16 protein-coding genes are annotated in these 13,255 nt (G+C 40.6%); 3 read left to right on the top strand and 13 right to left on the bottom strand.

Annotated features, from left to right (window positions below; translation table 11 throughout):
• The first annotated feature begins 22 nt into the window (after positions 1 to 22).
• The gene (ylbJ, locus tag D4T97_RS09050) at positions 23 to 1,234 is read left to right on the top strand and encodes a sporulation integral membrane protein YlbJ (RefSeq protein WP_126049827.1); all 1,212 of its coding nucleotides are present in this window, start codon (positions 23 to 25) and stop codon (positions 1,232 to 1,234) included.
• Between the two features lie 7 nt (positions 1,235 to 1,241).
• On the opposite strand, the gene coaD is transcribed toward ylbJ, so the two are convergent.
• The 10 genes from coaD to D4T97_RS09000 all read right to left on the bottom strand — a co-directional run bounded on the left by coaD (position 1,242) and on the right by D4T97_RS09000 (position 8,495).
• A complete protein-coding gene (gene coaD / locus D4T97_RS09045) occupies positions 1,242 to 1,721 on the bottom strand; it encodes a pantetheine-phosphate adenylyltransferase (RefSeq protein ID WP_126049825.1) in 480 nt (159 codons plus the stop codon).
• Positions 1,721 to 2,290 (bottom strand): 16S rRNA (guanine(966)-N(2))-methyltransferase RsmD, encoded by a 570-nt coding sequence (rsmD, locus tag D4T97_RS09040; RefSeq protein ID WP_235872197.1) that lies wholly within the window; start codon positions 2,288 to 2,290, stop codon positions 1,721 to 1,723. The genes coaD and rsmD overlap by 1 nt, the downstream gene beginning before the upstream one ends.
• A gap of 277 nt (positions 2,291 to 2,567) precedes the next feature.
• Positions 2,568 to 3,959, bottom strand: coding sequence for a stalk domain-containing protein (locus tag D4T97_RS09035; protein WP_126049821.1), 1,392 nt, complete (start codon positions 3,957 to 3,959; stop codon positions 2,568 to 2,570).
• Between the two features lie 519 nt (positions 3,960 to 4,478).
• Positions 4,479 to 4,754: a YlbG family protein gene (locus tag D4T97_RS09030; RefSeq protein WP_126049819.1), complete on the bottom strand. Its 276-nt coding sequence runs from the start codon at positions 4,752 to 4,754 to the stop codon at positions 4,479 to 4,481.
• A 25-nt stretch (positions 4,755 to 4,779) separates the two neighbouring features.
• The gene (locus tag D4T97_RS09025) at positions 4,780 to 5,226 is read right to left on the bottom strand and encodes a YlbF family regulator (protein ID WP_126049817.1); all 447 of its coding nucleotides are present in this window, start codon (positions 5,224 to 5,226) and stop codon (positions 4,780 to 4,782) included.
• A 55-nt stretch (positions 5,227 to 5,281) separates the two neighbouring features.
• The gene (locus tag D4T97_RS09020) at positions 5,282 to 5,668 is read right to left on the bottom strand and encodes a hypothetical protein (protein ID WP_126049815.1); all 387 of its coding nucleotides are present in this window, start codon (positions 5,666 to 5,668) and stop codon (positions 5,282 to 5,284) included.
• A 367-nt stretch (positions 5,669 to 6,035) separates the two neighbouring features.
• The gene (locus D4T97_RS09015; RefSeq protein ID WP_126049813.1) at positions 6,036 to 6,269 is read right to left on the bottom strand and encodes a YlbE-like family protein; all 234 of its coding nucleotides are present in this window, start codon (positions 6,267 to 6,269) and stop codon (positions 6,036 to 6,038) included.
• 19 nt (positions 6,270 to 6,288) lie between these two features.
• Positions 6,289 to 6,693: a YlbD family protein gene (locus D4T97_RS09010; protein ID WP_126049811.1), complete on the bottom strand. Its 405-nt coding sequence runs from the start codon at positions 6,691 to 6,693 to the stop codon at positions 6,289 to 6,291.
• Positions 6,694 to 6,771: 78 nt separating this feature from the next.
• Complete coding sequence (locus D4T97_RS09005; protein WP_235872196.1) at positions 6,772 to 7,641, bottom strand: CAP domain-containing protein; 870 nt, start codon at positions 7,639 to 7,641, stop codon at positions 6,772 to 6,774.
• Between the two features lie 419 nt (positions 7,642 to 8,060).
• Entirely contained in the window at positions 8,061 to 8,495 is a 435-nt protein-coding gene (locus D4T97_RS09000; protein WP_126049807.1) for a CBS domain-containing protein, read from the bottom strand.
• A gap of 196 nt (positions 8,496 to 8,691) precedes the next feature.
• Here D4T97_RS09000 and D4T97_RS08995 point away from each other — a divergent pair, with 196 nt between their 5' ends.
• Together D4T97_RS08995 and ytvI are read left to right on the top strand one after the other, a co-directional pair.
• Positions 8,692 to 9,054, top strand: a complete 363-nt coding sequence (locus D4T97_RS08995; RefSeq protein WP_126049805.1) for a YugN family protein — start codon at positions 8,692 to 8,694, stop codon at positions 9,052 to 9,054.
• A gap of 96 nt (positions 9,055 to 9,150) precedes the next feature.
• A complete protein-coding gene (gene ytvI, locus D4T97_RS08990; protein WP_408021595.1) occupies positions 9,151 to 10,209 on the top strand; it encodes a sporulation integral membrane protein YtvI in 1,059 nt (352 codons plus the stop codon).
• A 37-nt stretch (positions 10,210 to 10,246) separates the two neighbouring features.
• On the opposite strand, the gene D4T97_RS08985 is transcribed toward ytvI, so the two are convergent.
• From D4T97_RS08985 to ctaF, 3 genes are all read right to left on the bottom strand, one after another.
• Positions 10,247 to 10,708: a DUF420 domain-containing protein gene (locus tag D4T97_RS08985; protein WP_126049801.1), complete on the bottom strand. Its 462-nt coding sequence runs from the start codon at positions 10,706 to 10,708 to the stop codon at positions 10,247 to 10,249.
• A 289-nt stretch (positions 10,709 to 10,997) separates the two neighbouring features.
• Positions 10,998 to 11,906, bottom strand: coding sequence for a cytochrome c oxidase assembly factor CtaG (gene ctaG / locus D4T97_RS08980; protein ID WP_126049799.1), 909 nt, complete (start codon positions 11,904 to 11,906; stop codon positions 10,998 to 11,000).
• A gap of 1,016 nt (positions 11,907 to 12,922) precedes the next feature.
• Positions 12,923 to 13,255 carry a cytochrome c oxidase subunit IVB gene (ctaF, locus tag D4T97_RS08975; RefSeq protein WP_126049797.1) on the bottom strand — a complete coding sequence of 111 codons (333 nt, stop codon included), beginning with the start codon at positions 13,253 to 13,255 and terminating at the stop codon, positions 12,923 to 12,925.

The following is a 13,255-nucleotide window of genomic DNA, read 5'->3' as shown; positions in this document are numbered from 1 at the left end:
CCTGGGACAAGGAGGTCTGAATTTGAATTTTTCAAAAATAAAAACCATTTTACTTGCCTCAATGGTCACATTAATGGCTGCTTCCATGGTCCTTCTTCCGGAAAAATCTTTTGAAGCGTCAGTACGAGGCCTGAACATGTGGTGGGAAATTGTCTTTCCATCCCTTTTTCCATTCTTTGTACTTTCCGAATTGCTTATTGGCTTTGGAGTTGTAAAGTTTATGGGAGTGCTGTTGGAACCGTTGATGAGACCATTGTTCAGAGTTCCGGGAGTAGGGGGATTTGCCTGGGCTATGGGAATGGCCTCCGGTTTTCCAGCAGGGGCAAAAATTACCGCACGACTCCGCCAGGAGGGACATTTGACCCGAGACGAAGCCGAGAGGCTTGTATCATTTACAAACTGCTCCAGCCCTCTTTTTATATTCGGGGCTGTTTCGGTAGGTTTTTTTCATAACCCTAAACTGGGTTTCCTTTTAGCCTTGACTCATTATCTCGGAAATTTTTCGGTGGGTATCATAATGAGAAACTTCGGTCAAAAACCGTCAAGCAAAGAGAAAAAGGCGAATAAGCGACCGCTCTTTGCTGAGGCCCTTTCAGCATTGCATCAAACCAGATTGAAAAACAAAAAGCCGATCGGAAAGCTGGTGGGGGATGCAGTCATTTCATCCATCAACACACTGCTTATGATCGGCGGTTTCATCATATTGTTTTCCGTAATCAACAAACTATTGTTTCATATGCATATTACTGCTTTTCTAGCCAGACTGATAGAAGGTGTCCTTAGTATTTTCCAGCTTCCTGCTACATTAAGCATGCCGGCAATTGCCGGTATCTTTGAGATCACTCTCGGCAGCCAGATGACCAGCCAGGCACCCGAAGCAACTTTGATGCAGCAAGTAATCATGGCGAGTTTCATTCTTGGCTTCAGCGGCTTCAGTGTACAGGCACAGGTGGCCAGCATACTTGCCCAGACTGATATCCGTTTCCGGCCTTTCTTTAACGCCCGAATTCTTCACGGCTTTTTATCGGGATTTTTTACATTTCTTTTTTGGAAACCTTTTGAACAAAGGCTTTTGAGTAGCCATTCTATGTCTGTTCCGGCATTCTTGCAAAAACATGATATTTGGTGGGAAAATATGCTCCTTTGGCTGAAGCAATACGGTCCGCTTTTCACGATTTTCATGTTGTTGGTATGTATTGCGGTCTATGTACAAACAATGGGGGCCAAAAACTAACCTATTATTATTTGAACTTTTCTTTTAATGCTTTTTCCACTTCCCAGGGAACGAGCTCAGATATATCTGCATTGTATTTAGCTACTTCTTTCACAATGCTTGAGCTTAAAAATGAATATTGATTATTAGTCATGATAAAAAACGTTTCAATATTTTCATTTAGGACCCTGTTCATGGAAGTGATCTGCATTTCATATTCAAAGTCTGAGACCGCTCTCAATCCTCTGATAATTGCATTAGCGTGTATACCGTTCGCATAATCGACAAGAAGACCGTTGAACGAATCCACTTTGACATTTTTAATGTCCTTGGTCACTGTTCGAATTAGCTCAGTTCTCTCTTCTGTTGAAAATAACGGCTTCTTGGCCGAATTGCTTAAAACGACAACGTACACTTCATCAAAAACCTTGGCTCCTCGCCGTATGATGTCCAAGTGTCCGTTTGTTATTGGATCAAAACTGCCCGGGCATACTGCGATGCTCGTCATCAGCGCTCCTCCTCTTTTTCCTCATTAATAAACATCGATAAACTGCTCAAGCCATAGTTGGCGCTTTTTACCCTTATTAAATCTCCGATTGTTTCAGGAAGCGCCACTTCTGGATCGTGCTCGCAAATAATGCAACCGGATTCTGTAACCAGGGACTTTTCTGCTATCATCTCAATCAATGCTTTTAGCTTTTGCCTTTTGTATGGAGGATCTAAAAAGATCAAATCGAATTGTAGATGCCTCTTAATAACTGCCTTCAGAGCACGCTCTGAATCATTATTATAAATTTCACATTTATCCTCCATTCCACACAAGGAAACATTTGCTTTGATTGTTTGTATCGCGTTTTTATTATTATCTACGAAAATCACAAAGTCCATGCCCCTGCTAAGTGCCTCCAGACCGACACCGCCGCTGCCCGCATATAAATCCAGGCAGGAGCCCCCTGAAAAATAAGGGCCGATCCAATTAAAAATCGTCTCTTTCATTTTATCTGTTGTAGGTCTTGTTGATTTTCCAGGGACCGCTTTTAATTTCCTACCTTTACAACTGCCTGATATTATCCTCATATTCGTCACCATTCGATCATTAGTTATCGTTCTTTATACTATCACAAAAACATACGACATTCTATAATGTGAATCAATTGAGTCTATTGCACAACAGATGTATAAAAGTTCTTTTTAAGGTGATAATATGGATAACAACATCGCAGCAGATGTTGTTGCCAACCGCGGAGAAGACTTACGCTTCCCCATAAGTTCTTCCTCCGGTTTCTCCTCTCCCTTTGCCTTCTATCCGTTTTTGCGGAAAATAGAAGGACCCTGCATTTTTTTGCAGGGTTTTTTATTTTATATTAATTTCATTTGTATTTTCCACCATGTTCACGCCAAATAATGTCGAAAGCGCAGCTGTATCTATATATACTTCTTTTTGATCCACGAAAAAGGGATTTTTGCGAAACCCTAACTGTTCTCCATTCAAATCGAATATTTTCTTTGAAAAAAAGAAATTATATCTGTCTCCTCTCTTATTAATAACGATTTCCCCTTTTTTTGATGAGCTTTCAATATGAAAGCCGAGTCTTTTAATCAAAGGAATAAATGAGATGTATGTCCGGTCATTTTGAATCAATATTTTCATGTCACCAGCTTTATGTCCGTTTACATATAATTCACGAGTATCCATGAAATAAAAGGGTTGATATGGCTGGCTTACTTCTGCATTTTTTTGAAAGAAGTCTGTTTTTATATTAGCGGTACTTTCCAACAGTTCATCCATTTTGGAACTGGATAATCCCGTTTCAACAGATAAGATGCTTTCCAGCCACCGTTCCAACTGATCTTCCGTCAAAATCGATGTGATTGTCTTCCGCATTTTTTCCACCTTTTTATTGTCAACAACCTTACCGGTCATCAATGATGCAATTAAATCAATATACCACTCTTCCTCTTTTTTCAAGGTAATCTTCTTTTTAAGCAGAAGTCTAGCCAGTTGCTCATTGGCATCTTCAGTTTGGGCCGGTACAAATAAAAGTCCACCTTTTTCGGTCACTTCTTCTGCAATGCTTGAAATAATGACGGATATTTTTTCATTTGGAACCAGCTTTTGAAAAACAGCTTGGTTCAAGGGAAGGTTTCCCTCTGTATAAATAGTAAGATGGTGATTCATTTCTTTTGGTAGAAGATCTTTTGAGTTCCAATACAACGCAGGCAGGCCGCCTTCTTTTTCAAATACATAATAATCTATAGCATCCATTTTTTGCTTTCCTGCCAATTCATCGCTCGCTGCCCAGCTACCTTTGCGCCAACTCAACTCTGTTAATTGCACGCGTGTAAAACTATAAGAAACCCCTTCGATATTTGCTCCCCAGTTTTCAAGCCAGTATTCGGAAGGATTCGTTGGCGCTTTTAATTTGTATGTAAAAGTGACAGGCATACCATTTCCTTTGAGTTTGTTTCCCTTTCCACTTACCCATTTGCAGGCCTTATTTTCTGCCGATAAACAATTGGTGTCAGACGCTTTTTCCGGGAACCGTATCTGATATTGTCCCTCCGGAAGATTATTGATGACCTGTTTAATAGAGAATTCATCAGCGCCATGACGAACAACAACGGTTTGCTCAAGGTTAGCTACAGCTTTATCTTTTTCTACTGAATATCCTTTCCATTGAATAAACAATATGCTTCCAATGACTGCAGCCATTAATAAAGAAAAATGAAAAATTCTTCTGGTCATCCATTAATCTCCTCCATGATTATGAAAAAACGAAAGTCCCCTGCTATAGAAAAAAGGCAAGGTGTGCAACCTTAGACGACAAGCACAGGACAAATTTTAATGAGGAATTTTTTCAACAACACAACAATAGCATGTGAAACATCCCTGAATAGGCTCTATGCAGCTTTGCAAAAAGGGAACCATGCGCTTCCCCGAATATGTAGTGCCGCGCTGAATATGCTTCTTGGCAGCACATGACCTCGAGCCGATGGGCGCATGGCCAACTTATGGGCCACGTCCTGTGGAAGCAAATGTCCGTCGGAGTATACATAATGTACCCTTGTTTGAAGAATAATTTTGGTTTATTTACCTTCTTTATCTTCAACAAAAGGCGACCCGTTATCGGGCCGCCCAATGTTAAACTTAAAGAAAGTATAGAATTAGTCAAAACTTTCTATTCGAACGAAGATCCGTTATGTCTAGCTCCGACGGACAGGAAGTCCTATTGCCACCGAAGCGACAGGCGCCTTACGCATTTCTTTAAAGACCTATTCTATAATCGTATTCTTTCGCTTTGTCCGGCTTGGCATTTTCAAATTCTGTCTTTAAAAACGGCTTATAGGAAGGTTCCACTTTTTTGACGAATGGAAGGGCCGATAATTTTTCCGACAATGTTTCCAATTCGCTCTGGTCGCAATAAAGTACTGCATACTTCATCCTTTTTGAAACAAAGTGGACATTCCCAAAACGCCTGAGCATCTTTGTATTCTTTAAATTATACAGCCATACGATTAATCCTTGTCTTTTTGTAAACATGTAACTTCCCCTTTTTCTACTTCCTTTATGCGGAACAGCCGCAGCCGCCACCAGTTCCGCACCCTCCCCCACAAGAAGAGCCTGTATCAAAAAATGGATTACCGGCAGCAACTTTAATATTGGCAGAGACAGCCTGTCCAACGATTACACTTACCTGGTCAAGCAATGACTGAAGGTCATTTTCCGCTTTACGGAAGTTTGCCACATTGTCATCCAAATCCATCTCTCGCTTTAGCTCCCTGGTTTTTCTCGTAATTTCCTTATACTCTGGATGATACCTGCCAAACCGCTGGACATCTTCATACAATTCCTTCATCTTGACAAATGCTTCAATTTTCTGTCTTGTACTTAGATCTTCACGCAATTTATGATAATAAAACCTGTATCGCTCGGCAATATCTGTTTCGCGAATAATTTTGCCAAGCGTTTCGGCATTCTCGATGATTTTAATTCTTTCAAGTGTAGCAAGCAAAGGAGCTCACCTCCACTGCTTATTTTAACATGTTTCCATAGGTGTTGCGACATTATCAATGAACAGTAGCTGTAAACTCTTTGCTGATTCCGAGCGGTTGATTGTCTCTGTCAACAATTTCAATTTTAAAAGTATGAGATCCACTCGGTATACCTTTAACAATAAAAGCCGCAGTTTCATATTCATTGTACAGTTGTCCATCAATAAATAAAAGTGCTTTTCCCAATTGGCTGCCGGCTTTGGCATGCGAAAAAGAAACACCAGGTATAAAACATTCAATATATAAAGTATTTCCATGTACGTTGTGATGCACGGTTATTTCTTTTTTATTTTCAACAGTTGATTCCATCGCTTTCGCTTTTTCTGCTTCCGGTTCCGGTAGCCTTTGTGCACATCCGGAAATAACAATAATTACTAAGACAAATGCAAACAATCTTTTCATAGTCATCCCTCCTCATCCTTTAGTTTTCTCCAAAGGATGAGGTTCATGCATACGAAAAGCGGAAGCGCTCGATTTGAGATATACGCGACTGATTCGAAAACGCCTTGCTCAGCCGAGGAGGCAGCATTCAGCCACCACAGGGAAGGCTGTTGACTTCAATCAAATCATGTGACTTCTTTAAGTGTTCTTCGCGCGAGGTGAGCATTCCTCACTCGGATATGCTGCGCACAGGTGCACATTAGGTGCGAAGTCCGCTAGTCACAGAACACTCTAACTAGACATAAAAAAGGAAGCACTCTGGACGTTAAAAAATTTTATGTTGCCGTTAAAAAATAAGAACACATTAAGAATATTAATGTGTTCTCCTTCATGATTTCATTGCTTGCAGCATTCCCATCATCATTGATGCCATTTGAACACCCTGGGAAAACTTCTGGACCCGGTGAGGGATTGTCTTTTCAAAATAATTGCTGGATGCAATTTCAAACTGCTCCAAAAGTTCAGGCTTGCGGGATAACGTCCGGTACCAATGCGGCTGTTCCCGAATAAAACGTTTCAGTTCATTATTAGAAAAAATATATTGTGAAATTTGTGCCCTCATGCCTTCAACTCCTCCTCAATCAATCTTTCCGGAATGAAAATGGATTTCGGGGAGCGTCATTTTGTTTCGGAGGAACACTTTCCTGACTATTCCCTTGAAATTGGGTCAATACTCCCTGGATTGCTCCAATAGCCTGACTCAAATTATTTATGTGGTGTTGCATCTGATTGGCATCCATTTTTTTAACCAATCCGGTCAATTGTTGGACCCACTTCTTTTCATCATCCTTTTGATGACCAGTCTGAATTGTATCCCCTTGTTTATATTGGGTCCATTTGGGATCGTCTTCACCGAGCAAATACCAATCCTCATATAGTTCCTGCCAAGTGTATTCATTATTCCTTACTAATTTTATGAGGTTTGGATGCTCTTTGATAAATGATTTGAATTTTTCTACTGATGGATGAAGTTTTTTCCCGGCCATCACTCAATCACCTCAATTTATCCGTCCATTTATATTATGATAATTGATCATGATTGTTCATGGCAAAACTGAAACACTTCATAATTCTGTCGGCTTAATAAAGTTTTGAGTATATTGTTTCTTATAGACTCCCACACCAATCAGAGTAAAGTCCTTTTCCAAAAGAGCTTTACGGTGATTTTCAGAATTCAGCCATCCCTCGACGGCAGCAGGTCCATCAATATATTCAGCCGCTATATTTTCACCAGCTGTTTGGAAGTGGATATCTCCATGCTTCAACCGTTTTGAAAGATCTCCGAAGACCGGCGAATCGTGCGCAAAATAATCGTTTTCACTCATATCTTTACTATGCCCGTATGCCACCTCTGCGACTTCTTCATCCCAACGCAGCGGAGTAAGATCAAACTTCATGCGAAAGATGTTAGTAATATCGAAAATTTGCTTTTCACTACCTCTTTCTATTGGCCTCCAATCATTTTCATCAGGATCCTTTGGGTCATTCAAGTCTCCACGGTAAACAAGCTCATAGGGACGATGGCTGATTAGTGTTTTTTTATCCAAGAATCTGACACTGAACAATGAACCGGTGAACTTATCAATTGACAGCTGCGCGAATATATCACCAAGCTGTATTAGCGGACGGATGTTTAAATCCTCTTCTGATAATTCGAACCGATAGGTGCCTTCTTGAGCATTCACTACAATTTCAGTCTCAAGTATTGTTGAACGATAGATATCCTCTATGGACTGATCCGTTTTAAAAGGAGAAATGTCCAGCTCTCTTCCAACCGCATATATGGTAACAACCTTGCCATTTTGAATGCCTGCCTGCATATACGAATCAAGTTTCTCATTGTAAATCCACCACTCATAACCATAAGCCGAAGGATCCTTTCTGTCAGGTTCACCATACGCTTCCACCAGCTCTTTCACAGGACTTCCAATCAAGGATGCAAGGCCTTCTGACGGCTGCTTATCCGTTACTGTCATATGGGAAGGAGGGATTGTTTTATCATTATCATGTTTTGGAGGGAGTGAATATGTATCGTCTTTTAAGGGGCCCACTTCTTTAGGGGTATATAAGTAAAAACTAACAACAAGTAATGCTGCTGTAAAAATTATGATTCGGAATAATGTACGCAGTTTTACCCCTTCTCTCTAGTACTCATTCATTATTTTGAGTATATTATACCATTTCCTTTAGTATGAACATATAGCCGAACAACGAAAAAACCCTGATTTATAGGGTTTTTCGTTGTTCAAGCATGTTTACTTAATTTTGACCGACAAGATGTCTAAGTACAAGCAATTCAATAAAATACTGCTGTTTGTCCGCGCTTATCAAGAATAAACTTCGTTTAATTTCATCAATGAGTGGCCTGCTCTCCATCATCCTCTGATATTTCCGACAGTGCATGCTTTGCCTGATTGTCCGTTAAATCTCTTACTGCCAAATCACCTAAAGCAACAATACCGACAAGCATGCCATTGTCCACAACGGGTAATCGACGAATTTGCTCTTTTGCCATTAATCTTGCTGCTTCCTGCGTTGTCGTATCCGGAGTGACAGTAAATAGATTTTCGCTCATGACGTCCTCCACCTTGGATGATGGAGGCTGTTTTTCCGCAATGCAACGAAGAACGAGATCCCTGTCTGTGATGATTCCCATCAGCCGTTTATTTTCTACTATGGGAATGACCCCGACATTCAGCTCTTTCATTTTAACAGCAACTTCAAAAACATTATCTTTAAGTGAACAAGTTTCTACGTCTTGAGTCATAATATCTCTAATATGGGTCATTTCGTTCCTCCTATAGGGATTTTTACAATTCTCGTTTCATATAATCACCATCCAAGGTTCATTTTATACTTGCAAAAAAGGGCCACCCGGGTGTACAGCAATTTATGATTGATTTCGTTGCAACTAGCTGTTTTTTCGACTATTATAAAATATGGGGTATTATTAGCGGCCTGAATTTCTTAGGAGGGAAAGAAACATGAAATTTGATAACATCGGATTAGAATCGTTTAAAATTGAATTGAACCGGCTTGACGAAGTAATGTCAAAACACCGCATGGTGCGTGCTGGTCAATGGGATTATGAAAGAGTGACATATGACCATAAATTTGTTATTCAAGAAGGTACATATTACTTGCGTATTCCTGGCTATGCAATTGAAGGAGATGTAGGGGCCGGCAAGGCGCTGATTCAATTAATGACCCCAATGCTCGGCAAGCACTATTATCCTCATGGTGTAGAATACGGCGAGGACGAAGTTTACCCTGCTTCACTCGTTAAGCAATGCAATGAAATTGTAGCTGCTATCAAGAAAGACGTAGAGGTTTTTGCAGCTCAATAATCATCAGCAAGAACACGGACAAAGCTGACCGTGTTCTTTTCTGTTTATATATAATTGACTATTCAAAAATGCCATACAATATAAAAGGGATGTGAATTGTTTGGTATGATAAAAAGAAAACACTTAATTATTGGTTTGATCATTGTACTAATTTCATTGGCACTTTACTTCATCATGCCAGTTTCCGTACCTCTGATTACTGCATTAATCACCGCTCTTATGCTAGATCCTATCGTTAAGCTTCTGCAAACCAAAGTATCTTTAAAAAGGCATTTCATAGTCATGATTGTTTTTGCAGTCTTTACGGCAATTCTGGGCACTGGCATCTTCTTTTTGACGACTAAGGTAATCGGACAAGGAGTTAAATTAGTCGAAGATTTTCCTCATTATGTAAACAATGTTTCTGATATATGGAGTGATTACGAGGAACGTTTTAAAAATACTGCACAAGCTCTTCCAGAAGAAGTAGTTCATTCAATTACCGATGAAGTGAATGGCTTTTTGAATTCGATGATAATTGGAATTCGCCAAAATATAAATATCGAAAATATAAGTGCTGTACTTTCATACATACCCAATTTCCTGGTCAGTTTTATAGTTTATTTAATCGCATTATTTTTATTTATGATTGATCTGCCCAAGATTCAAAAAAGTTTATATAGACACATGAAAGAAGAAACATCTGAAAAAGTTAAATTTATGATGGGTCAGATTTCACACGTGGTCATAGGCTTTTTCAAAGCCCAGTTTCTTGTGAGTTTACTGATTTTTGCAGTGTGCCTTATCGGCTTGCTGCTTATTTCACCAAAAACTGCCATCATCATGTCGCTTGTTATTTGGGTGATCGACCTTATTCCAATTATCGGTTCAATCATTATTCTTGGACCTTGGTCTTTATATCACCTGTTGTCGGGCAATCTGGTTTTGGGAACAAAGCTTGCCATTTTGGCTGTTATACTGCTTGTCATCAGACGCACAGTGGAACCAAAGGTAATGGGCACGCATATGGGCCTTTCACCGCTTGCTACTTTAATAGCCATGTATTTGGGCTTGAAGCTCCTTGGGGTGCTTGGGATCATTATTGGCCCACTGCTTTTGATCATTTTTAAGACAGCAAAAGAAGCCGGCATTATAAAATTGAATTTTAAAATATAAAAAGCATGCATGGCTAATTTTCACCATGCATGCTTTTTTAAAGACCCAAAATTGCTTTGAACAAGGAGGTCGTTTCCCCTCCTTCATAAAAGACATAAAGCAGTAAGTATACTAATACACCAGTAATTCCGGTACCAAACCAGACAATACTCGTAATAGGACCCAATTTCTTATGAATAGTTAATCTGTCTTTTAGCCCTGACCTAAGTGAAATGATGCCCAGAACAGCTCCTGTTGTAGACAACATAATATGAAAAATTAAAAAAATAGTATAAAAAAGTTTTAAACTCTGAGGTCCCCCAAAGGAAGTATTTCCAATAAAAACAGTTCTGCTTGAGTAGATGATAAAGAAGGCAACCGCAAAAAAAGCGGCAGCAATCATTGTTTTTTTATGACTGTCGATTTGGCCTTTTTTTATTTTTCCCCAGCCTACGGCCACAAGTACAGCGCTAATGACAATAAAGACTGTACTTATTGTCGGTAGTATTGGAACAGACATGATTCAAAACCCTTCCTTGTCTATAATATTTATAATGAAAAGTGCAAAGCGGCTGACAGTAATCACATCATATAAAGCATCCCTGAATATGCTTCATACAGCTTTGCGGCGTGGTAACCTTTGCTTCCAACAATATGCTATGCCTCAGGGGCACATTCTTTCAAAAAAGCTTACCAGCGACATGTGACGTCTAGCCAAAACGCTCAAGGTAAGACTTAACACATAATGGTGTTTAGATTTTCTTTTTTCTTATTAAAAAAAGGGGGTCATGCCCCCCTTTTCAAACAATTTAGTCCACAGGATGAGGGTCCTGTTGAACAAGGCTCTCATCAATCGGATCAATTTCCCTTGACTCTTTTTTATACCATTCAAAGAAAACTCTTGCTAAGATAGTTGCCAATACGATTTCTTGAATGATTTTCATCAGAACTCCGCCTAGCTGCTGATCTTCCTGGGCAGGCATATTGGTAAACAACTCCGGTCCGCTAATATTTAAGCCCTCGAGAGTTGCACCCGGTACACAAAGAGCCATTGCCTTCATCCACATTTCGCCGTCTGTGTATGTGGCATACATCGCTTCAGGTGCGAATATGATTAGTCCGCAGGCCGGAGTTAACAGTACTCCGTCCCCAAGAATATAACCTATTTTTTTCAAGCCGTGAAGCTGATAGTGGCCCGGGAGTTTGTTGACAAGCGGCCACCAAAGGAAAATTGCAAAAACAAACAGCACAACAGTATAAAAAGCGTGCAGGAAAATGTTCATTTTTACAAAGTCCATAACCATCGGAATATGATAGATGGAAAACAAACCATTAAACATAACAAGCGCAATTAATGGCCTTGTAAAGAAACGAAACAGTCCTTTGAATAACGTCATTTCAATGATATGCGTCCATACCCAATTCGGTATACCCAAGATAAGTAACGGTGGGATGACCAAATATAGGAAAGCCATTTGGACCATATGGTAAGTAAACATAATATGTGCCATCAAATCAACCGGCGATCCCTTGATGACGTAAAGCAGCAACATGCTGATTAAAAATAAAACAGCTTGGCCCCTTTTCAAAGGTTCACTTTCATTGAATTGATGACGCTTCTTGATTGTCAGAAAGAAATATCCTGCAATCAAAATTAATATGAAAGCCATGAAATAAGGACTCCAAAGTGCGCGAAAACCGAAAATACTTAAAGGCACTGCCTTCACCTCTTTTATGGTGTACAATCTCTTCTATATCCCATTATAACGTAGCTGATTTCCACACTTCAACGTTCCGGCATGACAAGTTGATGAACATTAGTAGAAATGCGGAAGACGGCCGTTTAGGGGCGACAAGCGCTGGAGGGCAATCCAGTGAAGTTGTTCTTTAACTTCATTGAATTGACCGAAGCGACCTCGAGCCCCTGCCGTCTGAAGCTAGACAGTAGAAAAGCGGAGGTGCCTGTCCATCGACGTACAGACTGAGCTGAAATGCGGAAACGCCTTGGTCAGCCCCGACAAGCACAAGACGATTCCCGAGGAGGCAGTACTTCAGCCACCACAGGGAATTGGCTTGTGACCTCGAGGGGCTAGGCGTTGTAGCTGGACAATAGTGCCTTCGACGAGATAAAGGAAACACGCGCAGCGAAGCGAAGCGAAGCGATGTTGACTTATCGTAGGAGGAGACGCGAAGTCTGCTAGTCGATAGGCGCCGCAGCTAGACAGTAGAAATGCGGAGGTGCTCGTTTAGCGACGTACAGACTGGACGGCTCCTGACGATATAAAGGAAACACGGCGACGAAGGCAGGCTCAGGACGCGACATCCTGTCGCTTCGCTTGCACTAGGACGTCCTGTCCGTCGGAGCCGATGTTGACTTATCGTAGGAAAGCAGCTTACTCAATCATGTGAAGCTTCTGGAATCTGCTCCAGCTTTGCGACGAGCTGAACAAGGCTTCCTCGAATTAGCTATGGCGCAGGAGCACATTCTTCTTGAATTACCTCCCTTGAAGGCTTGCGACCTCTAGGGGCTGAGCGCCCTAGCTGGACACTAAGTAAACCATAGGTGCCTGTCCATCGACGTCCATCCCCTGGCACTTTAGTCTTTCAAAACAATCCCGGACAATCATGATCCTTTCTACATGCTTCCATTATTATGCCCTGAACATGTCACTATTTACCATATTCGGCCAAATTAAAAAGCCAGTCGGAATTTCCGACTGGCCTAAAGTATTGCTTACCACCAAACGATGGTCAAGAAGCCCAATAGGGTAACGAACCCGATAATGACTCCCCCGTATATAAACAACTGGACTGCTTCATGTCCTTTTTCACTCATGTGCATGAAGTAATATAATTGGAATATTACTTGAACCAATGCAAGCAAAAGGATAAATGGAATGACAAACCATTTGTCAAATCCAGCAGCTACCGCGCCGAATGCCACTAGAGTCAAAAAGATCGAAATGGCAAAAGAAATTACTTGATGGCGCATGGCTTCCTTGTTTCTTCTTCTACGATACTCATAATCAACACGCGGATTTCCTGAACTTAAGTATTGATCTTCCAT

This window comes from Siminovitchia acidinfaciens, assembly GCF_003605385.1.
GTDB lineage: Bacteria > Bacillota > Bacilli > Bacillales > Bacillaceae_C > Siminovitchia > Siminovitchia acidinfaciens.
The sequence above is the reverse complement of the archived record's forward strand: the minus strand, read 5'-3'. Positions and strand labels throughout refer to the sequence as shown.

Bases quoted from the DNA above. Each gene is read 5' to 3' on its own strand.
- D4T97_RS09010 (WP_126049811.1), bottom strand. From the start codon at position 6,693: ATGGCCGGGAAAAAACTTCATCCATCAGTAGAAAAATTCAAATCATTT.
- D4T97_RS08995 (WP_126049805.1), top strand. From the start codon at position 8,692: ATGAAATTTGATAACATCGGATTAGAATCGTTTAAAATTGAATTGAAC.
- ctaF (WP_126049797.1), bottom strand. From the start codon at position 13,255: ATGGAAGATCAATACTTAAGTTCAGGAAATCCGCGTGTTGATTATGAG.
- rsmD (WP_235872197.1), bottom strand. From the start codon at position 2,290: ATGAGGATAATATCAGGCAGTTGTAAAGGTAGGAAATTAAAAGCGGTC.
- D4T97_RS09000 (WP_126049807.1), bottom strand. From the start codon at position 8,495: ATGACCCATATTAGAGATATTATGACTCAAGACGTAGAAACTTGTTCA.
- D4T97_RS08985 (WP_126049801.1), bottom strand. From the start codon at position 10,708: ATGTCTGTTCCAATACTACCGACAATAAGTACAGTCTTTATTGTCATT.
- D4T97_RS09015 (WP_126049813.1), bottom strand. From the start codon at position 6,269: ATGAGGGCACAAATTTCACAATATATTTTTTCTAATAATGAACTGAAA.
- coaD (WP_126049825.1), bottom strand. From the start codon at position 1,721: ATGACGAGCATCGCAGTATGCCCGGGCAGTTTTGATCCAATAACAAAC.
- D4T97_RS09020 (WP_126049815.1), bottom strand. From the start codon at position 5,668: ATGAAAAGATTGTTTGCATTTGTCTTAGTAATTATTGTTATTTCCGGA.
- D4T97_RS09035 (WP_126049821.1), bottom strand. From the start codon at position 3,959: ATGACCAGAAGAATTTTTCATTTTTCTTTATTAATGGCTGCAGTCATT.
- D4T97_RS09030 (WP_126049819.1), bottom strand. From the start codon at position 4,754: ATGTTTACAAAAAGACAAGGATTAATCGTATGGCTGTATAATTTAAAG.